This is a genomic window from Serratia sp. NA_112.1, from assembly GCF_052691715.1.
On the sequence record NZ_JBQZFO010000009.1, the window covers coordinates 19,047 to 43,278 of the forward strand.

The 24,232-nt window shown below is 56.8% G+C and carries 22 protein-coding genes; 5 read left to right on the plus strand and 17 right to left on the minus strand.

Annotated elements, in window-relative coordinates; translation table 11 throughout:
- Positions 1-72: 72 nt before the first annotated feature.
- The 4 genes from rmuC to udp all read right to left on the minus strand — a co-directional run bounded on the left by rmuC (position 73) and on the right by udp (position 4,093).
- Complete coding sequence (gene rmuC / locus ACUTQ5_RS16740; RefSeq protein WP_445652165.1) at positions 73-1,620, minus strand: DNA recombination protein RmuC; 1,548 nt, start codon at positions 1,618-1,620, stop codon at positions 73-75.
- Between the two features lie 140 nt (positions 1,621-1,760).
- Positions 1,761-2,291 (minus strand): DedA family protein, encoded by a 531-nt coding sequence (locus ACUTQ5_RS16745; protein ID WP_012004716.1) that lies wholly within the window; start codon positions 2,289-2,291, stop codon positions 1,761-1,763.
- An 87-nt stretch (positions 2,292-2,378) separates the two neighbouring features.
- The gene (locus tag ACUTQ5_RS16750) at positions 2,379-3,161 is read right to left on the minus strand and encodes a tyrosine-protein phosphatase (protein ID WP_445652166.1); all 783 of its coding nucleotides are present in this window, start codon (positions 3,159-3,161) and stop codon (positions 2,379-2,381) included.
- Between the two features lie 170 nt (positions 3,162-3,331).
- The gene (gene udp / locus ACUTQ5_RS16755; protein ID WP_153858756.1) at positions 3,332-4,093 is read right to left on the minus strand and encodes a uridine phosphorylase; all 762 of its coding nucleotides are present in this window, start codon (positions 4,091-4,093) and stop codon (positions 3,332-3,334) included.
- A 705-nt stretch (positions 4,094-4,798) separates the two neighbouring features.
- Here udp and ACUTQ5_RS16760 point away from each other — a divergent pair.
- Positions 4,799-5,635 (plus strand): dienelactone hydrolase family protein, encoded by an 837-nt coding sequence (locus ACUTQ5_RS16760; protein ID WP_445652167.1) that lies wholly within the window; start codon positions 4,799-4,801, stop codon positions 5,633-5,635.
- A gap of 112 nt (positions 5,636-5,747) precedes the next feature.
- Here the strand turns inward: ACUTQ5_RS16760 and metE are convergent, their stop codons facing one another.
- Positions 5,748-8,024: a 5-methyltetrahydropteroyltriglutamate--homocysteine S-methyltransferase gene (gene metE / locus ACUTQ5_RS16765; RefSeq protein WP_445652168.1), complete on the minus strand. Its 2,277-nt coding sequence runs from the start codon at positions 8,022-8,024 to the stop codon at positions 5,748-5,750.
- A 105-nt stretch (positions 8,025-8,129) separates the two neighbouring features.
- Between metE and metR the strand changes: the two genes are divergently transcribed.
- A complete protein-coding gene (metR, locus tag ACUTQ5_RS16770) occupies positions 8,130-9,080 on the plus strand; it encodes an HTH-type transcriptional regulator MetR (protein WP_012004711.1) in 951 nt (316 codons plus the stop codon).
- A 33-nt stretch (positions 9,081-9,113) separates the two neighbouring features.
- On the opposite strand, the gene ACUTQ5_RS16775 is transcribed toward metR, so the two are convergent.
- Positions 9,114-9,977, minus strand: coding sequence for a carboxylate/amino acid/amine transporter (locus ACUTQ5_RS16775; RefSeq protein ID WP_445652169.1), 864 nt, complete (start codon positions 9,975-9,977; stop codon positions 9,114-9,116).
- Positions 9,978-10,128: 151 nt separating this feature from the next.
- On the opposite strand from ACUTQ5_RS16775, the gene ACUTQ5_RS16780 reads away from it, so the two are divergent.
- Positions 10,129-10,458, plus strand: a complete 330-nt coding sequence (locus tag ACUTQ5_RS16780; RefSeq protein WP_445652170.1) for a hypothetical protein — start codon at positions 10,129-10,131, stop codon at positions 10,456-10,458.
- On the opposite strand, the gene ugpQ is transcribed toward ACUTQ5_RS16780, so the two are convergent.
- The 11 genes from ugpQ to ACUTQ5_RS16835 form a co-directional block, all read right to left on the minus strand.
- Positions 10,455-11,201, minus strand: coding sequence for a glycerophosphodiester phosphodiesterase (ugpQ, locus tag ACUTQ5_RS16785; RefSeq protein ID WP_445652254.1), 747 nt, complete (start codon positions 11,199-11,201; stop codon positions 10,455-10,457). The two genes, ACUTQ5_RS16780 and ugpQ, sit on opposite strands and share 4 nt — an antisense overlap.
- Positions 11,201-12,274 carry a sn-glycerol-3-phosphate import ATP-binding protein UgpC gene (locus tag ACUTQ5_RS16790; RefSeq protein WP_445652171.1) on the minus strand — a complete coding sequence of 358 codons (1,074 nt, stop codon included), beginning with the start codon at positions 12,272-12,274 and terminating at the stop codon, positions 11,201-11,203. Before ACUTQ5_RS16790 ends, ugpQ begins: the two co-directional genes overlap by 1 nt.
- A 270-nt stretch (positions 12,275-12,544) precedes the next feature.
- Positions 12,545-13,390 (minus strand): sn-glycerol-3-phosphate ABC transporter permease UgpE, encoded by an 846-nt coding sequence (gene ugpE, locus ACUTQ5_RS16795; protein ID WP_445652172.1) that lies wholly within the window; start codon positions 13,388-13,390, stop codon positions 12,545-12,547.
- Positions 13,387-14,274: a sn-glycerol-3-phosphate ABC transporter permease UgpA gene (ugpA, locus tag ACUTQ5_RS16800; protein WP_445652173.1), complete on the minus strand. Its 888-nt coding sequence runs from the start codon at positions 14,272-14,274 to the stop codon at positions 13,387-13,389. Before ugpA ends, ugpE begins: the two co-directional genes overlap by 4 nt.
- Positions 14,275-14,436: 162 nt before the next feature.
- Complete coding sequence (ugpB, locus tag ACUTQ5_RS16805) at positions 14,437-15,756, minus strand: sn-glycerol-3-phosphate ABC transporter substrate-binding protein UgpB (RefSeq protein WP_445652174.1); 1,320 nt, start codon at positions 15,754-15,756, stop codon at positions 14,437-14,439.
- A gap of 315 nt (positions 15,757-16,071) precedes the next feature.
- Positions 16,072-17,259 carry an aminotransferase-like domain-containing protein gene (locus ACUTQ5_RS16810; RefSeq protein ID WP_445652175.1) on the minus strand — a complete coding sequence of 396 codons (1,188 nt, stop codon included), beginning with the start codon at positions 17,257-17,259 and terminating at the stop codon, positions 16,072-16,074.
- A gap of 42 nt (positions 17,260-17,301) precedes the next feature.
- The gene (livF, locus tag ACUTQ5_RS16815) at positions 17,302-18,003 is read right to left on the minus strand and encodes a high-affinity branched-chain amino acid ABC transporter ATP-binding protein LivF (RefSeq protein ID WP_445652176.1); all 702 of its coding nucleotides are present in this window, start codon (positions 18,001-18,003) and stop codon (positions 17,302-17,304) included.
- A complete protein-coding gene (gene livG / locus ACUTQ5_RS16820) occupies positions 18,003-18,773 on the minus strand; it encodes a high-affinity branched-chain amino acid ABC transporter ATP-binding protein LivG (RefSeq protein ID WP_445652177.1) in 771 nt (256 codons plus the stop codon). Before livG ends, livF begins: the two co-directional genes overlap by 1 nt.
- Positions 18,770-20,053: a high-affinity branched-chain amino acid ABC transporter permease LivM gene (locus ACUTQ5_RS16825; RefSeq protein ID WP_445652178.1), complete on the minus strand. Its 1,284-nt coding sequence runs from the start codon at positions 20,051-20,053 to the stop codon at positions 18,770-18,772. The genes livG and ACUTQ5_RS16825 overlap by 4 nt, the downstream gene beginning before the upstream one ends.
- Positions 20,050-20,976 (minus strand): high-affinity branched-chain amino acid ABC transporter permease LivH, encoded by a 927-nt coding sequence (gene livH / locus ACUTQ5_RS16830; RefSeq protein ID WP_445652179.1) that lies wholly within the window; start codon positions 20,974-20,976, stop codon positions 20,050-20,052. Before livH ends, ACUTQ5_RS16825 begins: the two co-directional genes overlap by 4 nt.
- A 116-nt stretch (positions 20,977-21,092) precedes the next feature.
- Entirely contained in the window at positions 21,093-22,208 is a 1,116-nt protein-coding gene (locus tag ACUTQ5_RS16835; protein WP_261093052.1) for a branched-chain amino acid ABC transporter substrate-binding protein, read from the minus strand.
- Positions 22,209-22,614: 406 nt separating this feature from the next.
- Between ACUTQ5_RS16835 and panM the strand changes: the two genes are divergently transcribed.
- Positions 22,615-23,007, plus strand: coding sequence for an aspartate 1-decarboxylase autocleavage activator PanM (panM, locus tag ACUTQ5_RS16840; RefSeq protein ID WP_445652180.1), 393 nt, complete (start codon positions 22,615-22,617; stop codon positions 23,005-23,007).
- Positions 23,004-24,221 (plus strand): DUF3142 domain-containing protein, encoded by a 1,218-nt coding sequence (locus ACUTQ5_RS16845; RefSeq protein ID WP_445652181.1) that lies wholly within the window; start codon positions 23,004-23,006, stop codon positions 24,219-24,221. Before panM ends, ACUTQ5_RS16845 begins: the two co-directional genes overlap by 4 nt.
- Positions 24,222-24,232 lie beyond the last annotated feature (11 nt).

A 24,232-nucleotide genomic window follows, 5' to 3' on the forward strand; every position in this document is an offset into this window, starting at 1 on the left:
CCTGCTATTCAGTCAATTTAGTGTGGATGAGTGTACCAGAACCCTACGCAATACCCCACCTCGCCGCAGCTGTCATGCCTGCGATGCGGAGCGGGGTTCCTCTGCGGAGTCGTCGTCTTCCGCCCCGGGCAACGCGTCAACTTCATCAAGGCCCGCCGTCTCGAATTCTTCATCATGCTGCGCACTGGCCTGCTGAGCCAGCAGCGGGTTAATCGGTCTTTTCACCTCAACCCCCAACGCGCGGAACCCCTCGGTCTGGCCGATAAGATTACCACGGCCTTCGCTCAGTTTATTCATCGCCTGGCGATAACTCCCCTGGGCCTTGTCCAGGCTCTGCCCCAGCGCCGACATGTCGTCAACAAACAGCCGCATTTTGTCATACAACCGCGCCGCTCTGTCGGCAATGCGTTGGGCATTCTGGCTTTGATGCTCATAGCGCCAAAGGTTGGTGATGGTACGCAACGCCACCAGCAAGGTGGTCGGACTGACCAGCATGATATTGTGTTTGAGCGCTTCGCTGATCAGCTCTGGTTCACGGTCAATGGCCAACAGGAAAGCCGGCTCGACCGGAATAAACATCAGTACGTAGTCCAGCGAACGCAAGCCGGGCAACTGCTGGTAATCCTTGCGGCCCAACAGGCGGATATGGCCACGCAGCGAGCCAATATGCTCACTCAGCGCCGCCTCGCGTTCCACTTCATCTTCACTGTTGAAGTAACGTTCATAGGCCACCAGCGACATTTTCGCATCGATGACCACGTCCTTCCCCTGCGGCAAACGAACAATGACGTCGGGCTGCATACGGCTCTGATGATCCAGCCGCACATTGACCTGGGTTTCGTATTCGTGCCCTTCACGCAGGCCGGAGGCCTCCAGTACCCGACTTAACACCACCTCACCCCAGTTACCCTGAGTTTTATTATCCCCTTTCAGGGCCTTGGTGAGGTTAATCGCCTCGCGCGCCATTTGTGCATTGAGCTGCTGCAGGTTACGTATTTCGTGAGTCAGCGTATGGCGTTCACGCGCTTCCTGGCCAAAACTGTCCTGCACCTGGCGGCGGAATCCATCAAGTTGCTCACGCAGCGGCAGTAACAGGCGGTCCAGACTTTGCTTATTCTGCTCGTCAACCTTGCGCCCGCTGTGTTCAAAAATGCGGTTGGCCAAATTTTCAAATTGGGTGGTGAGGCGCTGTTCACTGTTAATCAGCAGACGCTGTTTCTCTTCTGCCGCCATACGGGTTTCTTCCAGACGGATAGTCACCTCACGCAGTTCGGCCTCCTGAGCGCTGTTAACCTCACGCTGGGCGCGTAGTTCCTGATTCAGCAACTCGCATTCGTTGCGCCAGTGATTGAGCTGTTGAAGTTTTTCGTGCCCGGCAGCCAGCTGGCTGTGCAAATTACGCAGTTCCAGATCGGTTTGCCGCATTTGTTGTTCATTACGCTGCAGCGTTTCTTGCCGGGCTGCTGTTTCCTGCTGCGCCTGTTGCAGCGATTGTTCCAGCAGACGTAGCTCGGTTTCATGCTGTGCATGCGTCTGCTGCACGCGCAGACTGGCAATTAGCCAGCCCAGCAGCAGGCCAATTGCCACCCCGCCCATACCGTAAACCAAACTGGTATCCACCCTGCCTCCTGTTACACCTGATCGTTCCGGCGTTTTATGCGCCTGTTGCCCGTCACGTTAAGGGGATGCTGTATGGATGTCCAGTCTGTTTTTGCCTCGACGGCGCAAAATTGCGAAACGCTACGCAAGTCAGACCAGAACTAGCCAAACCACTGGCTTAACCACTTGATGCCAAACGCCCCCGGCGCGAGAATGCCGAACGCCCAGATCATCGCCGAAGTAATATTCGCTACCTGGAAATAACGTTGGGGCATGCCGCAAATGCCACCGACCAACGGCACCACGGCACGCAACGGGCCGAAGAAGCGACCGATGAAAATGCCCAGTACGCCCCAGCGTTCAAAAAACGCATGGCCACGCGTGAGTAGCTGTGGATTGCGGGAAAGGGGCCACATATGTGCCACCCGGTCTTGGTAGTGATAGCCAATCCAGTAAGAGAGCCAGTCGCCGAAAAAGGCCCCGGCAGCAGCAGCGGCCCAGATAGGCCAGAATGCAATGCCGCTTTCGCCGATCAAGGCTCCCAGCGCCAGCAAAATCACCGTGGCCGGCAACAGCAGCGACAGGAACGCCAACGATTCGCCGAACGCCAGGAAGAAAATAATCGGGATGGCCCAGGCTTCATGCTGCCGCACGGTGTCGCTGACCCAGTGGATAATGTCATTGAGGCTCAATATGGGCTCCTGATGCGGGATTTATGGTCCCAAGGATACGCAATGCCGGCCGGGGCCGATTAAACCCCGGCTAAACACCCGTCCAGTTTACTCGAGGTAAAACGCCTGCAACACTTCACGCTGATTTTGGCCCAGGCCGTACTCGGCTTCCAGCCAGCGATCGGTTGAACCGTATTGGTCACGGATGCAGCTCAGGGCGGTCATCAGGAATTCTTCACGGGCGCTGAGCACGTAGGTAAATTGCCCCAGTGCCGGGGCGCTCAGGCGAATCGACAATTGATCCAGCATCTGCTCGCGGAAGGTCGCCAGTGTGGTTTCGGTCAGTAGGTAATCTTCCACTACCGTCGCCTCATCCGCTCCCAGAGCAAACAACACCAGCGCCGATCCTATCCCGGTGCGGTCTTTACCTACCGCGCAGTGCTGGACGATGGCTCCGTTATCGACATTGCTCAGCAATTGGACCAACTGTTTATACGCCGCATTACCGAAAGGCAACCGACGGTACAGTTCCAGCATAAAAGCCTGAGCGTCGAAGCCGGCCAACGTATCACTGGTCAACTTTTCCAGATTGGCATTCACTTCATTGCTCAACGGGTTGGCTGGGAAATGATGGTAATCGGCACCACTCCACAGGATGTCTGGCTTGGCCTGAACTTCATCGGCATCCCGGTAATCGAGTACCGAACGCACCGGCACACCGGCCAGGAAGGTGCAGTCGTCTTCGGTCAGACGCTCCAGTGAACCGGACCGGAACAACAAACCGCGCTTGATACGGCGGCCGTCGGCGACACTGTTTCCGCCAAGATCGCGAAAGTTAATGCCGCCATCAAGCGGCGCCAATGAAGGGTGAAGCAGGATCTGGGCAGTCATAGACGTCCTCGTGGTTATTGTCTGTAAAACGCAACCTGAGAGCAGCGGAAAAACCGGGCTCAGCGGATAAAGAGGCGGCCAGAAAGATGGCGCTGATGAGATTAACCGTAACAGATTACGGCTGAATGGAGAAACGGGCCGCGTCGGCGCCCCGTCGAACTACGAGATAATTACAGCAGGCGGCGCGCCGCATCAACTACGATCTGCACCGCTTTGCTTTCAGTGTTTTTCATAGTTTCTGCGTTCGGGATTTCCTGCTGGGTGCGGTTAACAATCACACCGGCAACCATACCGGCACGCAGGCCCTGGCTGGCACACATGGTCAGCAAGGTAGCGGACTCCATTTCATAGTTCATCACGCCCATCGACTGCCATTCTTCCATCGAGCCTTTGAAGCGGCTGACAACGCGGCCGGAGAAGGTATCGTAACGTTCCTGGCCAGGGTAGAAGGTATCGGAAGAGGCGGTCACGCCAATGTGCGTGGTGGCACCGGCAGCCTTGGCGGCTTCGACCAGTGCCGTGGTACAGGCAAAGTCGGCCACGGCCGGGAACTCCATCGGGGCGAAATGCAGGCTGGCACCGTCAAGGCGAACCGCCGCGGTGGTGACCAGGACATCGCCAACATTGATGTTCGACTGGATCGCACCGGTGGTGCCGATACGCAGGAAGGTACGGATCCCCAATTGCGCCAGTTCTTCAACGGCAATAGAGGTAGACGGGCCGCCGATGCCGGTAGAGCAGACGATCACCGCCTTGCCGTCCAGCTCTGCGCGCCAGGAAGTAAATTCACGATGGGAAGCCAGATGCACCGGATTTTCCATCAGCTTGGCAATTTTCTCTACGCGCTGTGGATCGCCAGGAACGATGGCAAGCTGGGCCCCTTGTAAATCGTTTTTAGTGAGGCCGAGATGAAAAACGTCAGATTGGGACATGCGAGACTCCTCATGGATCATGTTTATTGGGAGGAACAAAAAAGTACTCTACTGAAAATTGCCATTCAATTTCGTGACAACCATCACTATGAATAAAGAAACAGAATGCAATCTACATATCTTTTGTGATTGAAGTCACAAAAAAAACCAGAAGCTACAATGGTCATCTCAGATGCCCCAAGTCTAGTCGACAAAATGCACCGCCGTTGTTCAATGCCGTTGTTGAGCGCAAGGCTGATTTCCTGATGAAACTATTGACACCGCCACAGAAAATAACCTTATTTTATCGGTGACTTAGCCACAATAAAGGGAGCTAACGCACCTTATGGTATTAATGCAGGTCAACATGCGTAATAGCATGATAAAAAGGCAACAAAAATGCGCTACAACCAGATAATTATTCGTTTTTATATACCCTATAGCTTTCAAGTTGCAGCTAGGCGGCTAGCTCGCTCATCCCCAGGCGCTTACTCAAGTAAGTAACTGGGGTGACAAATCTGCCAGGAGCAGATTTGAACGCTGCTTGCAGCGGCCCCGATGGGGTGTGGCCCATGGACGGGCCACATATCTGAGTGCAGATAACAACGCTGCAACTTGAAAGATGACGGGTATAGACTTGGCCGAAAATGCTCCATCCGGAGCCAATAACGGGTAATCTTTCCTATAGTTAATCTCAGCGCTTTTCTCGATTGCACGGAGACCGCAATGAAAACCGATCAAGTGATGACATTAAAACAGGCTCAGGGGGGATTCACCCCGGCCGTTACACCCTTGGCTGCTTCAACCATTCTCACCGATGAACAAGGCATTCATGCCGGGGAAACCACTATTCCCTCGCAGGGTGACAATCTGCCGGCCTATATCGCCAAACCTGCAGATAGCAGCGGCCCCTTCCCGGTGGTGCTGGTGGTACAAGAGATTTTTGGCGTGCATGAGCACATTCAGGATGTCTGTCGTCGCCTGGCCAAACAGGGCTATCTGGCGATAGCACCGGAGCTGTATTTCCGTCAGGGAGATGCCCGGGATTACACCGACATCGGCGAGCTGTTCCAAAAGTTGGTGCTCAAGGTGCCGGACCGCCAGGTATTGGCAGATCTGGATCATGCCGCCCATTGGGCCACGCGCCACGGCGGTGATGCAGGCAAGCTGGCGATTACCGGTTTCTGCTGGGGTGGGCGTATTAGCTGGCTGTATGCGGCACATAATCCGCAGTTGAAAGCAGCCGTCGCCTGGTACGGTAAACTGGTGGGCGAAAAAACCCTGAACTCGCCAAAACAACCGATCGATGTCGCGACCCAACTCTCTGCGCCGGTGCTGGGGTTATATGGCGGAAAGGACACCAGCATCCCGCAGGATACGGTGGAAAGCATGCGTCAGGCACTGCGGGCGGCCAACGCCGATGCCGAGATCGTGGTCTATCCCGACGCCGGCCATGCCTTCAATGCCGACTACCGGCCAAGCTATGATGCCGAAGCGGCCGCCGACGGTTGGCAACGCATGCTGGCATGGTTCGCCCAACACGGCGTACCGGGCGCGAAATAAACCTCACCTCACGGCTGCCTGACCAGGCAGCCGTTTGCGATATGAAAAAGGGCGCCGAAGCGCCCACAATAATCACAAATCACAGCAAAGCATCCTTGCCCAAGGGTGACAATCAGGCCTGCTGCTCGCGCAGGCGCTGTGCTGCCAGCACCATGTTGGCCAGCGACTGACGGGTTTCCGGCCAGCCACGGGTTTTCAGGCCACAGTCCGGGTTAACCCACAGGCGTTCTGCCGGGATGTTCTGCGCGGCTTTACGCAGCAGCGCTTCAATCCATTCCACGCTTGGCACGTTTGGCGAGTGGATGTCATACACACCCGGCCCGATTTCGTTCGGATATTCGAACTCTTTGAAGGCTTCCAGCAAATCCATATCGGAACGCGAGGTTTCGATGGTGATCACGTCAGCATCCAGCGCCGCAATCGAATCCATGATGTCGTTGAACTCGCAGTAACACATGTGGGTGTGGATCTGAGTATCATCCTGCGCCACGGCGGCATTCAATTTGAACGCATCCACCGCCCAATTCAGGTAGGCGGCCCAATCGGATTGACGCAGCGGCAGGCCTTCACGCAGTGCCGGTTCGTCAATCTGGATGATGCCAATACCGGCTTTTTCCAGATCTTCCACTTCGTCACGCAGCGCCAGGGCGATTTGTTTGGCAATCACTTCACGAGTCACGTCTTCACGCGGGAACGACCAGCAAAGAATGGTCACCGGACCGGTCAACATGCCCTTCACCGGCTTGTCGGTCAGCGACTGGGCATACTTCGCCCACTCTACGGTGATGGCTTGCGGCCTGCTAATATCGCCGATGATCACCGGCGGTTTTACGCAGCGGGAACCGTAACTCTGTACCCAGCCATTTTGGGTGAAGACGAAGCCGTCGAGGTTCTCACCGAAGTATTCGACCATGTCGTTACGCTCGGCTTCGCCGTGCACCAATACGTCCAGGCCCAGACGTTCTTGCTCAACGATCGCCTGTTTGATGTGCTCGCTAATGCTGGTGCGGTAGTTGTTGCCATCCAAACGCCCCTGTTTGAAGTCCAGACGCAGGCCGCGAATTTCGGTGGTTTGTGGGAATGAACCAATAGTGGTGGTCGGCCAGGTCGGCAGGTTAAAGCGTTCACGCTGTGTTTGAGCGCGCTCGGCGTAAGGACGCTGACGTTCGCTGTCCTGCGTGGTAATAGCCGCCAGGCGTTGGCCGACCTGGGCGTTATGCACACGGCTGGACTGACGACGGGCACGGATGGGCGCGCTGTAGGCGTCCAGTTCAGCCTGTTTTGCTGCACCCGATGCGTTCAACGCCCCACTCAGCAACGCCAGTTCGCCACATTTTTGCAGGGCAAAGGCGAACCAGCTCTTCACTTCTTCGTCCAGTCGGGTTTCCACGCTCAGATCGATCGGGCTGTGCAGCAGGGAACAGGAAGTCGCGATCCACAGCGGGCGACTGCCCACCAATGGCTGCAAACGTTCGAACCAGCTGCTCAGATCGGCGCGCCAGACGTTGCGACCGTTGATGACCCCCAGTGACAGCAGCCACTCTTTCGGCAGCGCTTTATTCAATACCGCGATATCGTCGTGACCGCCAACCAGGTCAACGTGCAGCCCTTGCACAGACAACTCACGGATGGTGTCAAGATTGTGGCCAACGCTGTCAAAATAGGTGGTCAACAGCAGCTTTACCTGGCCTTGCAGTGCGTCATAAGCCGGTTTGAAGGCATTCAGCCACGCCTGTGGCAATTCCAGCACCAGCGCAGGCTCGTCGATCTGAACCCATTCAACGCCGCGTTTCGCCAATTCGGCCAGCACCTGCTGATAAACCGGCAGGATATCGCTCAGCAGCGACAGGCGATCAAATTGCTCACCCTTCACTTTGCCCAGCCACAGGTAAGTAACCGGCCCCAGCAGCACAGGCTTGATTTTGTGACCCAACGCCAGCGCTTCGTCAACCTCGTCCAGCAATTGGGTCCAGCCCAGTTTGAACTGCTGGCCCTTGTGGAATTCAGGCACCATATAGTGGTAGTTGGTGTTAAACCATTTGGTCATTTCCGCCGCTGCCGCCGGTTCACCGGTCGGTGCTCGGCCACGACCCAGTCGGAACAGTGTATCGAGATCGATTGTGCCGTCCGCATTTTGATGACGCGCCGGCACGTTGCCGAGCAGCAGACTGGTGGTCAAGACATGATCGTACCAAGCGAAATCGCCGACCGGCACCAAATCCACCCCGGCCTGTTGTTGCTGTTGCCAATGGCGAGCACGCAGCTCGCGGCCAACGGCCAACAGTTCTTCCTGCGTTGAGTTACCTGCCCAGTAGCTTTCCTGAGCTTTTTTCAGTTCACGTCGTAGCCCAACGCGAGGAAAACCCAGAGTGTGATTTAGAATTGCCATCGTCATATTCCCCATTTAGCCGTCCAGATGTTTACACATCCATAATCCGCAGGTACTGTATTAACCACAAGCGCAATTTATTCACTGTCACTGTGAAGGACTCTCATGATCGAACTGAAACACTTACGGACGCTGCAGGCTCTGCGCAATACCGGTTCGCTGGCGGCCGCGGCTGCTCAACTCCACCAGACGCAGTCTGCTCTTTCGCATCAGTTCAGCGATCTGGAGCAGCGCCTGGGTTTCAAATTGTTCGTTCGTAAAAGCCAACCGCTGCGCTTTACCGCGCAGGGAGAGATCCTGTTACAGCTGGCGGAGCAGGTTCTGCCGCAAATTCAGCAGGCGTTGCAAACGTGCCACGAACCGCATCAGGCCACGCTACGCATCGCCATTGAATGCCACAGCTGTATTCAGTGGCTGACACCGGCGCTGGATAACTTTCGTCAGAGTTGGCCACAGGTGGTGATGGACTTTAAGTCCGGCGTTACCTTTGATCCACAACCGGCCTTACAGCAAGGCGAGCTGGATCTGGTGCTGACCTCCGATATTCTGCCGCGCAGCGGTCTGCATTATTCACCGATGTTTGATTTTGAAGTGCGGCTGGTGTTGGCGCCGGATCATCCGTTGGCCAGCAAGCTGCACATTGAACCTGAAGATTTGATCGATGAGACGCTGATGATTTATCCGGTACAGCGTCAACGGCTGGATATCTGGCGTCATTTCCTGCAGCCAGCGGGCATCAGCCCGGCGCTGAAAAACGTCGATAACACTCTGCTGTTGATCCAGATGGTGTCGGCGCGGATGGGGATTGCGGCGTTACCGCATTGGGTGGTGGAGAGTTTTGAGCGCCAAGGTTTAGTGGTGACCAAAACCCTCGGCGATGGTCTGTGGAGCCGTCTGTATGCCGCTGTTCGCGATGGTGAGCAGCGCCAGGCGGTCACCGAAGCCTTTATCCGTTCGGCACGCCAGCACGCCTGCAATCATCTGCCGTTCGTCCGTGACGCTGCACGCCCAAGCGCCGGCGTTGCCAGCGTCAAACCGCTGGCCTCACAGCCCTGACGACCAGGGCTGTCTGCGCTTGGGCTGCCCGGTTTATTTACTGATTATTTTGGGTACCACCCAACGGCGATGCACCCACAGCGAAGCCACAATCACCGCCCCACCGATAATAAAACTTGGCCAGTGCGGCTGTTGCTGCCAGATGGCCAGATTCACCAGCAGCCCGGCAGGCACATGCATGTTATTCATGATGCCCAGCGTGCCGGCATCCACCTGCGTAGCGCCGTAGTTCCACATGAAATAGCCCAGCCCGGAAGCTACTACGCCCAGCCACACCAGAATGCCCCATTGCAGATTGGTGGTCGGCAACTGTTGCGGATTGCCCCACAGGCACCAGGCCACCACCGCCACCACCAACGCCCCCAGATAGAACCAGGAAAACGCGGTGTGCTGTGGCAACGGATGCACTTCCATCAGACGCTTGTAACCGACCATGCCAATGGCGAAGCTGATATTCGCCGCCTGCACCAGCAGCAGCCCCAACCAGAAATGCTCGCTAAGCTGGTGGTAACGGATGATCGCCGCCCCCAAAACGGCCAGCAACGCACTGAATACGTAACTCCAGCGCAAGCGCTGCCCACTGATCAGGTCATAAATCAGCGTGACATACAGCGGCGTCAGCACGGTAAACAGCAGGAATTCCGGCACCGTCAGGTACATGTAAGCACGGAAGCTGAACAGGTACATGATACCGAGCTGGCAAGCCCCCACCAGCATGTACATCAGGATCACTTTCAGTCTGATATTGCGCCAACGCAGAAAAGGTAGAAACACCAATGCCGCCAGGCCAATACGCATCAGCACCGAGAACCAGCTGTCGACCTGGCCCGCCAGATATTCGCCAATCAGGCTAAAAGAGAACGCCCACAAAATGGTAGTAATCACCAGAAGCAGCACGATGGGTCCACCCTAAAAATTCACAAAGGGCGATTGTAACGGAAGGCGGGAGAAGGGGTGACGAAAAGGCAGTTTACATCTGCTCAAAATACAAACTTTCGGCAAATTTTCACCGCTGGGTTAGTCTTAATAGAAAACAGGAGTCAACATCATGAAAACTTATCACCTGCTCTACGGCCTGTTGCTGCTGTCCGGATTGGCTAGTGCAGCCAACGGGGTTACCGAACTCAGCTCGCAACAGCAGTTTCTCAACCAACGCAATCAACAAACGCAGCAGCAGCGCATGCTAAATAACCAGCAGTTGGATCAGCGCCGCCTGCAACAACAGCAGCAGTTTGACAACAACCAGCAGCAACTGCAGCAAACTGCTCCGAACGGTGGAAAACTGCTGCCAAATGGCAACCAACCGCGCAATCCGTTCGATCGCACCACGCCTGCTGTACCTCAGGCGCCGCTGCCGACGCCGGTCAACCGAGGTTAACCATTGGGGAAATCGGGGCCAATCAAATCTATTCGGTCGGTGCAAATGCAGTCAACGCCCCAGTTCAACAACAAGCGCGCCCGCGCCGGCTGGTTGACGGTATAAACCAGAATGCGCAATCCCGCCGCTTTCAGCGCTGCCACCCGTTCGGCGGTCAGTTCTTTATGGTTGATATGCAACGACACGCAACCCAGGCGTTCGGTCAATGCCAGCCAGTTGTTATCCCACTGATCCAGAAGCAGGCCGCGTGGCAACTCCGGCACGGCGTGCTGCGCCGCCTCAAGCGCTTCCACAGAGAAAGAGGAGAGCAGCGGTTCGGTCTGGCCTTGCCACAACAGCCGTGCCGCCAGCGCCACCACGCGGCCGGTTTCATCGTCAGTGCCGGTGGTGGGCTTGATTTCGATATTCGCCATCATGCCGTGCTGCAGGCAGCGTTCCGCGACCTCCGCCAGCAAGGGTAAGCGTTCGCCCTTATAGGCCGAGTTGTACCAGTTGCCGGCATCCAGCTGTACCAGCTTATCCCACGGCAATTCGCCCGCCACACCCCAGCCGTTGCTGGTACGATCCAGAGTATCGTCGTGCAGCAGGAAGATTTGCCCGTCCTGTGCCAGCTTGGCGTCGAACTCAATCATTTTGTGGCCGTGTCGCGCGCCAACGTCGATCGCTGCCAGGGTATTTTCCGGTGCCAGGGAACCGCCGCCGCGGTGGGCAACAATATGAGGGTAAGGCCAGGCTGTGGTCATCATTCCATCCGTAATCCGCTATCGGTATCAAAAAAGTGCAGTGCCTGTGCAGGCAGTTGTAAATATAGCGTGCTGCCTGCCGTCGGCATAGTTTCATGCGATAGCCGCGCAATGATCCCGTGGCCACCCCACTGCCCGTGCGCCAGATTATCTGCGCCCAGCAGTTCCAGCGTTTGCAGCACCAGCGGCACACCACCCTGCCCATCGGGGAGCAGTTGAATATGCTCGGGGCGGATACCCAGCGTCAACCGGCGTCCGCCCCAGTGCGCCTTCGCCTGCGGTAAATTCAAGGTCATACCGTCCGCCAGTTGCAGTTGGCTGCCGTCGGCGCTCAGGGTGCCCGGCAACAGGTTCATCGCCGGTGAGCCAATAAAGCTGGCGACAAACAGCGACGCCGGGCGTTGATAGACCTCGCTCGGGGTGCCAATCTGCTCCGCCACGCCCTTGTTCATCACGATAACCCGCTGCGCCAGCGTCATCGCCTCCACCTGGTCGTGCGTGACATACAGGCTGGTGGTTTTCAACCGGCGATGCAGCTGTTGTAACTCCAGGCGCATTTGCACCCGCAGCTTGGCATCCAGGTTGGACAGCGGTTCATCAAACAGGAACACCGCCGGTTCACGCACGATAGCCCGCCCCATCGCCACCCGCTGACGCTGGCCGCCGGAAAGCTCACGCGGCTTACGCTGCAGCAATGGCTCCAGTTCTAAAATGCGCGCCGCTTCTTCTACCCGCTGTTGGATATGCTGTTTGCCAAAGCCGCGAATTTTCAAGCCATAGGCCATGTTGTCATACACGCTCATATGCGGGTACAACGCATAGTTCTGGAACACCATCGCAATGCCGCGATCTTTCGGCTCCATATCGGTCACACGCTGGCTGTCGATATAGATATCCCCGCTGGTGGTACGTTCCAGCCCGGCGACCATGCGCAGCAGCGTCGATTTACCGCAGCCGGACGGGCCGACCATCACGATAAACTCACCGTCCGCCACGTCGAGATCGATCTGCTTAATCACCGGCGTTTTACCGTCGTAGGATTTGGTGACTGCCTGTAGTTTTAAACCTGCCATTCAGGGGGTACCCCATAGTTGTTAGTCGATGGCGCTGGCTCTGTGCCGTTTCGGGGCAAGGCGCGCGCCGTGCACTTTGGTGGGTCCAAAGAAGCGGGAAGTAACGCAGTACCGGAGCGGCGCAGGGCCAGCCCTCCGGGTCGCGTCCAAAAGACGCCCCCTCTGTGTTGTCGGGCTTGTTCATAGACCCACTATGAGCTGTACCCTCCGCCGTGACGGACCGCTTTTTGCCCAGCGACGCCACGATTAACAACTATGGGATGCCCCCTACTACTTCTCGCTATCAACCAGACCGCGCACAAACCAGCGCTGCATCAGAAGAACCACCGCCAGCGGTGGGATTAAAGTCAGGATCATCGCCGCCATTACCTGATTCCACTGGGTCGGCGCGCCGGAGGTGGAGATCATGCTTTTGATGCCCGCCACCGCAGTACCCATGGAGGCGTCGCTGGTAATCAGGATCGGCCACAGGTACTGGTTCCAGCCGTAGATAAAGGTGATGACAAACAGCGCCGCCAGGTTGGTTTTCGACAACGGCAGCACGATGTCCCAGAAAAAGCGCATCGGGCCGGCGCCATCGATGCGCGCCGCTTCCAGCAGTTCATCCGGCAGCGTCATGAAGAACTGGCGCAGCAGGAAGGTGGCTGTCGCCGAGGCCATCAGCGGCAACGTCAGGCCGGTGTAGCTGTCCAGCAGGTTGAGGTTGGAAATCACCTCCACCGTGGGGAAAATACGCACTTCCACCGGCAACATCAGCGTCATGAAAATCAGCCAGAAAAACAGGCTGCGCAGCGGAAAACGGAAATAAACGATGGCATAGGCCGACAGCACCGATACCACGATTTTGCCGAAGGTAATCGCCAGCGCCATGATCACGCTGTTGAGCAGCAGCAGCGAAAACGGCACCTTGAGGTTGCCCACTCCGCCCTGCCAGATATTGCGGATGTTTTCCCACAGGTGGCCGCCCGGGATCAGGGTCATCGGCACCTGGAACACCTGTTTGTCGTCCAGCGTGGCGGCAACAAAGGCCACATACAGCGGGAATAGCACCACCAGCACGCCGATAATCAGCATTACGTGGCTGAAGATATCCAGCCCGCGTCGGTTCTCAATCATTGGTAACGCACCTTACGTTCGACAAAACGGAACTGGAGCACCGTCAGGCCTATCACCAGCAGCATCAGGATCACCGACTGCGCCGCAGAGCTGGACAAGTCCAGACCGGCAAAGCCTTCGCGGTAGATCTTGTAGATCAGCGTGGTGGTGGACTGCACCGGCCCACCGCCGGTCGCGGCATCGATCACCGGGAAAGTGTCGAAGAAGGCGTACACCAGATTCACTACCAACAGAAAGAAGCTCACCGGCGTGATCAACGGCAGCACCAAATTGAAGAAACGCCGCACCGGGCCGGCGCCATCGATGGCTGCCGCTTCAACCAGCGAGCGGGGAATGGACTGTAATGCCGCCAGGAAAAACAGGAAGTTGTAGCTGATTTGCTGCCAGACCGAAGCCAGCACCACCAGGAACATCGCCTGCCCACTGTTCTGCGCGTGATTCCAATTGTAGCCCAGCCCGTTAAGGAAATGAGTAATCAACCCCAGGCCGGGGTTGAACAGGAAGATCCACAGCACCGCTGCCACTGCCGGAGCTACCGCATAAGGCAGGATCATCAGAGTCTGGTAAATCCGGCTACCGCGCAGCACGTAATCCACCAGCGCAGCGAAGAACAGCGACACCACCAACCCGATACCCGCCACCAGGAAGCTGAAAATCAGCGTGGTGTAAAAAGAATCGAGGTAGTACGGATCCTGGAACAGTTGGCTAAAGTTATCCAACCCGACGAACTGGCTGGACAGGCCAAAGGGGTCGAGGCTCTGCACCGAATACCACAGCGCCTCACCGGCGGGCCACAGGAAGAATATTGCGGTGATCAGCAACTGCGGCAGCACCAACACATAGGGCAGCCAGCTGCAGCCAAAACCGGGACGATGTGAGCTCATAATCAGGGACTCATGAAGACAAAAAACGGGTGACTCGAAGCAAGGCGTCGCGAGCAAAGCCAGTCTGGGTGCGGACAGCGCACAGCTCCCGGAGTGGACATAAAGTCCATGAGGAGAGCGAGCACTGCCCAATCCCAGAATGGCAAAGCGCAGTAGCTGCTATTACTTAGTCTGAGACTCGAAGCGACGCAGCAACACATCACCGCGCTGCACGGCGGCATCCAATGCCTGCTGTGGCGTTTTCTTGCCGGTCCACACGCCTTCCAGCTCTTCATCCACCACGGTACGGATCTGCGGCATATTGCCCAGACGCAGGCCCTTGGTGAACGGCAACGGTGGCTTATTCAGCATTTGGCGCGTCGCAACGTCGGCGCCCGGGTTCTTGTCATAGAAGCCCTGTTGCTTGGTCAAGTCGTAGGCGGCGGTGGTGATCGGCAGATAACCGGTCTTCTGGTGCCATTCGGCGGCAATTTCCGGTTGCGCCAGATACTGCAGGAACTCGGCTACACCCTTGTAGGTGGCGGCATCTTTGCCGTTCATCACCCACAGGCTGGCGCCGCCGATGATGGCGTTCTGAGGCGCATTCTTGGCGTCGGCATCGTAAGGCATCATGCCCACGCCATAGTTGAATTTGGCATAGTGTTTGATATCCGCCAGCGAACCGGAAGAGGCGGTAGTGATGGCGCAGTCGCCGCTGTAGAACTTCTCGGTCGATTCATCTTTACGGCCGAAGTAGGTGAAATCACCCTTCTTGTTCATGTCCGCCAACAGCTGGATATGTTTGACCTGCAAGGGTTTGTTGAACTCCAGCTTGGCGCTGGCACCACCGAAGCCGTTGTTTTCGGTAGCGAACGGCACACCGTGCCAGGCGCTGAAGTTCTCCAGTTGGATCCAGCCCTGCCAGCCGCTGGCGTAGCCGCATTTCATGCCTGCTGCGCGCAGTTTGGCGGTGTCCGCCGCCAGCTCTTGCCAGGTTTTTGGCGGCTGGTCCGGGTTCAGGCCGGCTTTTTTGAAGGCATCTTTGTTGTAATACAGCACCGGGGTGGAGCTGTTGAACGGCTGGGACAGCAGATGGCCGCTCTTGTTGTCGGTGTAGTAACCAGCCACCGTCGGCACGAACACCGATTCGTCAAAGTTGATGCCCGCATCTTTGAACACCTGATACACCGGTTTGATCGCTTTGCTCGCCATCATGGTGGCGGTGCCCACTTCATAAACTTGCAAAATCGCCGGCGCTTTACCGGAGCGATAGGCCGCGATGCCCGCCGCCAGGCTCTGTTCGTAGTTGCCTTTGTAAACCGGAACAATTTTGACGTCGCTGTGCGACTGGTTGAAGCGGTCCGCCAGGGAATCCACTTCTTTACCCAGTTCACCCTCCATCGAGTGCCAGAACGGGATCTCGGTTGCCGCCAGTGCCTGGGTGCTGACCGCCAGGGTCAACGCGACGCACAGCGTAGTTTTGCGAATAGCGTAGGTGAGCATGCCTAACTCCTGAAAAAAGCTGGTGTATCCCCGGTATCTTTCAAGCCGCAGCCGCGTTGGCTTCCCTTCATCACCCCAGTCGCTTACCGATGTAATCTCCCGGGGATGCTGGCGGTCGCCGCCTGGCTGCAACGTGAAATCTATTGGGGCAATAAGCGCGTGAGCGAAAAGAATCAGTTTTTTGTTCGGAAGCTAACATGCCATGCTCGGATGACAGAAAAATAACTAAAAAATGACAGCAAGGTGACAGCGAAGTGAAGTGCAGATTGCGGTTTGATGTCGGCGGCGGGGAAAAGTGCCCCGCCGCCGTGGGGATTACAGAGAACGACGCAGGCGGGCAACGGCTTCCTGCATCTGTTGCTCGGTGGCAGTAGCAAACGACAGGCGGAAGGTCGAACGGTCCGGGTTGTCAGAGAAGAAGTATTCCCCCGGCACAAATACCACGCCCTGCTGCAGGGTGGTTTTCAGCCATTCGGTGGCGTTAAACGACTGACGGAAGCGCGCCCACAGGAACATACCGCCCTTCGGCATATCAAAGCTGATATGGTCACCCAACTCTTGTTCCACCAATCCGGCCAGGATCTCGCCCTTTTGCTTGTAGGCGGCGCGGATCTTGTCGATCTGCCCCGGCAGACGATCCAGACCCAGGTAGCATTCGACGATGCTCTGCGACAGCGCGCTGGCGTGCAGATCCGCCGCCTGTTTGATGATCGCCACTTTATGCAGCAGAAACTCAGGCAAAATAGCCCAGCCCAGACGCAAGCCCGGCGCCAGGATCTTGGAGAAGGTCGAAGTGTAGATAATGTTATCGGCATGGCCCAGCACCTGCTGCGAAATCTGGTGCAGCGTGGCGTTACGCTCTTCGGTAAAACGCAGTTCGCCGTACGGGTCATCTTCGATGATCAGGAAATTGTGCTCGGCCGCCAGTTTTACCAACAGTTCGCGGCGCGCTGCACTCAGGGTGATGCCACTTGGGTTACCGAAATTCGGCACCACATACACACCCTTGATCCGCTGGGTTTTCAGCAACTCGGCCAGTTCTTCGACCACCATGCCATCGCTGTCGGACGACACCGACATGATGTTGGCTTCCGCCAGCTCCAGCGTCTGCAGCGCCGCTAGATAGGTCGGACGCTCCACCACAAACACGTCGCCAGGGTTGACGATCGCGCGCATCACCAAATCCAGTGCCTGCTGGGATCCTGCCGTGACCATCACTTCTTCGGCCGTGGCCGAAACACCACGCTGGGCGCACAGCTCGCAGATGCGTTCACGCAGCACCGGGCTGCCTTCGGTCAAACCATACTGGAAAGCGCTTTTCGGCTGCTCGGTGATCGCCTGATGAGTGGCGATGCTCAGGCCTTCGAAATCAAACAGGGCATCAGAGGGGATGCCGCCCGCCAGCGAAATGACGTTTTCCATCTTACTGTGCTTGAGCAATTCACGAATTGCCGAGCTTTTTACTTTTACGATGCGCTGCGCGAGTAACCCTTCTGTGTTCATTTCTTCTTCTCATTCCTGATTATTATTAGTTCTTGGGACAAATCATCCACCGAGATAAGCGGAGCGCACAGCTTCGTTTGCTAACAATGCGGCTCCCGTATCTTCCAACACCACGCGGCCGTTTTCCAGTACATAACCACGATCGGCCAGTTTCAGTGCCTGATTGGCGTTTTGCTCCACCAGGAAGATGGTCATTCCCTCTTCGCGCAGTTGCTCAATGATGTCAAAAATCTGGTGGATAATGATCGGTGCCAGCCCCAGCGAGGGTTCGTCGAGCAACAGCAACTTTGGTTGGCTCATCAGCGCACGGCCGATCGCCAACATCTGTTGCTCACCGCCGGACATGGTGCCTGAACGTTGGGTGCGGCGCTCCAGCAGGCGCGGGAACAGGCTGAAGACCCGTTCGATACGCTGCTGATACTGCTGGCGGTCGGCAAAAAAACCGCCCATCGCCAGGTTTTCTTCCACCGTCATGCGCGAGAATACCCGCCGCCCTTCCGGCACAATCGCCACCGCCTCACGCATGATGCGCGAGGTCTGCCATTGGGTAATATCCTGATCGAGGAAAGTGATGCTGCCCTCGCTGGCACGAGGTTCACCGCACAGCGTGCCGAGCAGCGTAGTTTTACCTGCGCCGTTAGCACCGATCAGCGTGACTATTTCACCCTGCTTAATGTTCAGGCTGACCTGATGCAGCGCCTGAATTTTGCCGTAATGGGCGGAGACCTGATTAAATGACAACATTAAGCTTCCCCCAAATACGCCCGGATCACGTCCGGGTTGTTACGAATTTCTGCCGGAGTACCCTGCGCCAGCGGCGTGCCCTGGTTCACCACGTAGATACGGTCGGAAATGCCCATCACCAACTTCATATCGTGTTCGATCAACAGCACCGACACCTTATGCTGATTACGCAGCTCGACGATCAGGTGATCCAGCTCATCGGTTTCCTTCGGGTTCAGCCCCGCAGCCGGCTCGTCCAGCATCAGCAGCTCCGGCCGGGTCACCATGCAACGCGCAATCTCCAACCGCCGCTGCTGGCCGTAAGCCAAGTTGCCTGCCGAGCGATTAGCCATCTCCAGCAGGCCAACCCGCTGCAGCCACACCGCAGCACGTTCCAGCGCGTCGGCTTCGGCACGACGGAAGGCCGGCGTTTTCAACAGCCCGGCGAAAACGCCGCTTTTCAGATGCTGGTGCTGCGCAACCAGCAGGTTTTCAATCACTGTCATTTCACGGAACAGCCGCACATGTTGGAAAGTCCGCACTACGCCCATGCGAGCGATGTTTTGGCCGGATAACCCTTCCAGGTGGCGTTCGCGCAGTTTAATGGTACCGCCGGTTGGGTGGTAGAAACCGGTCAGGCAGTTAAATACCGTGGTTTTTCCGGCACCGTTCGGGCCGATCAGCGAAACGATTTCGCCTTCATTGAGTTCCAGCGCCACGTTATTGACCGCCAGCAGGCCGCCGAAACGCATCGACAACCCTTCGACCTTCAGCAAAGGTTGCGTACTCATGCCTGTTCCCCCTTGCTCGCGTGGATATCCGCCGCTTTCAGTTTCAGCTGTGGCCGCTTCATCGGCAGCAACCCCTGTGGTCGCCAAATCATCATCAAGACCATCAGGGCTCCCAGCAGCAACATGCTGTATTCGTTCAGATCGCGCATCATTTCACGCGACACCACCAGCAGAATAGCCGCCAGGATCACGGCAAACTGCGACCCCATGCCACCCAAAACCACGATCGCCAACACAAAGGCCGACTCGACAAAGGTAAAGGACTCCGGACTGACAAAGCCCTGACGCGCGGCAAACAGCGTACCGGCAAAACCGGCAAAGGCGGCGCTGATGGTAAAAGCGGTCAGCTTGATTTTGGTCGGGTTAAGGCCCAGTGAACGGCAGGCGATTTCATCTTCGCGCAGTGCTTCCCAGGCACGGCCCAGCGGCATGCGCAGCAGGCGGTTGATCACAAACAGCGTCAGTACCACCAGCAGCAGAGCCACCAAATACAGAAACACAATGCGATCGCTCGGATCGTATTTCAGGCCAAAGAAGTTGTGGAAGGTATCCCAGCCACCGTCGCGCACGCTGCGGTTGAACTCCAGCCCAAAGAAGGTCGGTTTCGGGATCTGGCTGATACCGTTCGGCCCGCCGGTGATCTCGGTATTGTTCAGCAGCAGGATGCGCACGATCTCCCCGAAGCCCAGGGTCACAATCGCCAGGTAATCGCCGCGCAGTCGCAGCACCGGGAAACCGAGCAGGAAACCGAAGATGGCGGTGACGATGCCCGCCAGCGGCAGGCTTTCCCAGAAGCCGAGACCGTAATAATGGTTCAGCAGCGCATAAGTGTAGGCGCCGATGGCGTAAAAACCGCCGTAACCCAGCACCAGCAGGCCGGACAACCCGACCACCACGTTCAGGCCCAGACCCAGCATCACGTAGATCAAGGTCAGGGTGGCGATATCCACCGTGCCGCGCGAGACCAGGAACGGCCAGGCGACGGCGGCAACAATGATCGCCGCGGCCAGCAGCTTCTGGCGTGCAGTGGTACCATCAAAACTCGGCAAGACGAATGACGGGCCAGAGATTTTTTTCAGCCCTTGCTGCATCAGTGGACGCAACAATTGGAAGAAAAACACGATGACGCAGCCAATGCCGATCCACATCCAGCGCACTTCCGCCGCGCCATGCACCACCAGTTTGGTGCCGTCGAGACTCAGTTGCATCCCCATCAAGAATGAAGCCATCACAAACAGCACCAGCGTGGCGATAAACGCATTGAGCAGATTGAGTTTCATACCTTCTCAACCTCCGGACGCCCAAGGATGCCGGTTGGCATGATCAGCAACACCACGATCAGCAGCGCGAACGACACCACATCTTTATATTCAGTGCTCAGGTAGGCCGAGGTCAGCGCTTCCGCCACACCCAGTACCAGGCCACCAATCATTGCGCCGGGAATGCTGCCGATACCGCCCAGCACCGCCGCGGTGAAGGCTTTCATGCCGGCCATAAAGCCGATGTAGGGGTTGATCACTCCGTAGAACTGGCCCAGCAGCACGCCGGCCACTGCCGCCATTATCGCACCAATTACGAAGGTCAGTGAGATAACCCGGTCGGTATTGATGCCCAACAGGCTGGCCATCTTCAAATCTTCCGCGCAGGCACGGCAGGCGCGGCCCATGCGTGAATAACGAATAAATATCGTCAGCGCCAACATCGCCAGGAAGGTGACGCCCCAGATAATCACCTGCATGGTAGTGATGGTGGCGGCAAAACCGTTACTTTCACCCAGCACCCACTGGCCGGTGACCAGGCTAGGCAGCGCCAGATCGCGCGAACCCTGTGTCAGGCTGACGTAGTTTTGCAGGAATATCGACATCCCGATGGCGGAGATCAGCGCGATCAAACGTTTGGAGTTGCGCACCGGCTTGTAGGCCACCCGCTCAATGCTCCAGCCGTAGGCGCTGGCAATGACGATCGACACCAGGAACCCGGCGCCAATCAGCAACCAGCTCACGTCGATGCCCACCATCATCAGGGCGGCAATAACAATAAAGGAGACATAGCTGCCGATCATATACACCTCGCCGTGGGCGAAGTTGATCATGCCGATGATGCCGTAGACCATGGTGTAACCGATGGCGATCAATGCATAGGTGCTGCCCAACGTGACGCCGTTGAACATCTGCTGCAGAAAATAGAGAACCTGCTCTGACATACTCTAACCCTTGGCTGCGAAACCTGAACGCGAAGAGCATTCAGGTAAAGGGATACGGAGCCGGCAAGCCGGCCCGCGGGCGCAGCAGAACTGCGCCCTACCCTGATGATTATGGCTTATTTAATTGGAGTTGATGTGCCGTCTGCATGCCACTCGAACACGCCGAACTCGAAGCCTTTCAGATCGCCCTTGTCATCCCAGCTCAGTGGCCCCATCACGGTGTCCACCGGCTTGCCGGTTTTCAAATCCTTGACGATATCGGCCGGCTCCTGGCTGCCGCTGCGCTCCATCCCGGTGGTCAGAGATTGCAGTGCGGCGTAGGTAGTCCAGACAAACGGCCCGGTCGGGTCCAGTTTCTTGGCTTTCAGCGCATCCACAATCGGTTTGTTGGCCGGAACCTGATCGTAACGTTTTGGCAAGGTCACCAGCATGCCTTCGGAAGCGGCACCGGCGATGTTGGACAGTGAGGAGTTGCCCACCCCCTCTGGCCCCATAAAGCGGGTGGTCAGGCCGGCTTGTTTAGCCTGGCGCAGGATCTGGCCCATTTCCGGGTAGTAGCCGCCGAAGTAAACAAAATCGACGTTCTCTTTCTTCAGGCGTGCCACCAGGGTGGAGAAATCTTTATCCCCGGCGGTGATACCTTCAAACATCACCACGTCGGTACCTTGCTTTTTCAGGCTGTCGCGTACCGAGCGTGCCAGGCCTTCGCCATACTGCTGCTTGTCGTGGATAACGGCAATGCGCTTGGGTTTGATTTCACTGAGGATGTACTTGGCCGCGGTCGGGCCCTGATCGGAGTCCAGACCGGTGGTACGCATGATCATCTTGTAACCACGGGTGGTCAGATCTGCGTTGGTGGCCGCCGGGGTGATCATGATCACGCCTTCATCTTCATAAATATCGGAAGCCGGCTGCGTCGAGGAAGAACACAGGTGGCCGATCACATAACGAATACCGTCGTTGATCACCTTGTTGGCCACCGCTACCGCCTGTTTCGGGTCACAGGCATCGTCGTATTCCACACCAACCAGCTTATCGCCCTTGATGCCGCCCTTGGCATTGATATCGGCAATCGCCTGACGGGCACCGGTAAACTCCATATCGCCATACTGTGCGACCGGGCCGGACATCGCCCCGACGATCGCCACCTTAATGTCTTTTGCCATTGCCGCATGCCCGATTGCCATCGCGATACAGCCAGCCAACAATGCCTTACCTTTTGTTAATTTCATCCGCAAATCCCCATCTGTCGTTGTGAACGTACCTGTTGTGTTTGCCTGCACCTGACCCTTATTTACTGCTTTTATTCATAAGTAATAATGATTTAGGTGTTTTCATGGCAATATTTTCTAATAAGACTTTATTTTTCATGCCATTAAACAGGAATTTTCTGCTGCAAATCAACTTGCACAATCAGGAACAAGCGGTGTAAACAGCATAAAATCCGGATTAAATCTGCGCCATTTAGCGTCAGGCGCAGCGCGTTATGCTGGTTCTCGATCGCTTTACTACATATTTACTCGGAAAATGCGTCTTGCAAAAAACATTTCGCGCAGTAATCGTACAGAAAAACTTACACAACGCTCTGTGCAAGATCTATTACACTGTCGGCATCGATTAGCCGTTCGGAAATCCTGCATGAAACTGACTATTGAGCGATTAACCACGCTGTCCCCGCAAGACCTTATCGACCTTGGCAAGATCTGGCCGCATCAGCAGCCGGAGCAGTGGGAAAGCTGGCTGGGTGGCAATAAAGCCCTGTTTGCCGCTCGCTTCAACGAACGGTTGCTCGGTGCGGTGAAAATCGAGCTGGACGGCGACCATGCCCAACTGCAGGATTTACTGGTGCGTGAGGTGACACGCCGTCGCGGCGTCGGGCTGTATCTGGTACAGGACGCCCAGCGCCAATTGCCGCAGATAACGCACTGGCAGCTTTTGACCGCCGGTCTGACCGCGCGCGAACGTGGTGAAGTGGATAACTTTATGCGCGCCTGCGGTTTTACTCAACAAGGCGAACTCTGGCAGCAATGAAACGCGGGCTAATGGCGTTATTAATGCTGGCACTGGCATTGATCGCCTGGTTTGGCGGCCACCAGCAGGCACTGCAACTACAGCAAGCCTGGGATAACCAGGTCTACGTTTGGCAACGAGTCTGGACGCCGCAACATGCTGCGGCATTGGCACAAAGCCGCGATCTTTTCTCTACGTTACGGGTGCTGGGTTTGCAGGTACATCCGCGCGAAGGCTGGCGTGAAATCCCGGCTAATCTCCCATTATTGAAACAAGATGGCCGCCCGCTGTGGCTGGTCGTGCGCCTGAACGGGCAGTTGGCGCAGTTGGACGAATCTGCTATTCGCCAGCGCCTGCTAAAACAGCTGCATCAGTGGCAAGCCGCCGGGCTGCAGGTCATCGGCGTTGAAATCGATCACGACGCCGCCACCGCTCGCCTGCCCGACTATCAGCATTTCCTTCAGCAACTGCGCCAGCAGCTACCTCGCTCATTGCAACTGGGTATCACCGCCTTACCGACCTGGATCGGCTCAGTGACGCTGCCCGGTATATTACAGCAGGTGGACACTTCGGTACTGCAGGTACATGCGGTGCTGTCTCCGCAGCAAGGGTTATTTTCCGGCCCGCTGGCACTGCGCTGGGTAAAGCAGTACGCGAAAATAACGCCGAAGCCCTTCCGGGTGGCCCTGCCCGCCTATGGCATGGGTCTGGTGGGGTTTGATGCACAGGGCGCGCAGGTTGAAAGCGAAGCCTCGCTGCGTGTGGCCGGGACCACGCGAGAGCTGACGGTCGCACCGCAACAGGTTGCCGACTTTTTGCATCAATTGAACGCGCAGACCACGCCACACCTGCGTGGCATTATCTGGTTCCGGCTGCCGCTGGCGGACGATCGCCGCGCCTGGTCACTGACGACGCTGCGGGCCGTGATTGAAAACCAACCGCTTAACGCCAGCTGGCAGGTAAAATTTAGCCCTCAGCCACAGCAAAATGGGCTGTATGATCTGATAATTCATAATAACGGGCCGGTTGATGCCCCGCTGCCCCATGAAATTGTCATCACCGCCAGCGACTGTCTGGCGGCAGATACCGCGGGCAACTACCGGCTGGAAAGTGAGCCTCAACGGCAACGCTTTGTCCTGATTAACGACGACCAGTTACGCGCCGGGCAATCCCGCCCACTGGGCTGGCTTCGCTGCCAACAACTGACGCCAGGAGGCACCCTTGTCACACCTTAATGCTCGCACTC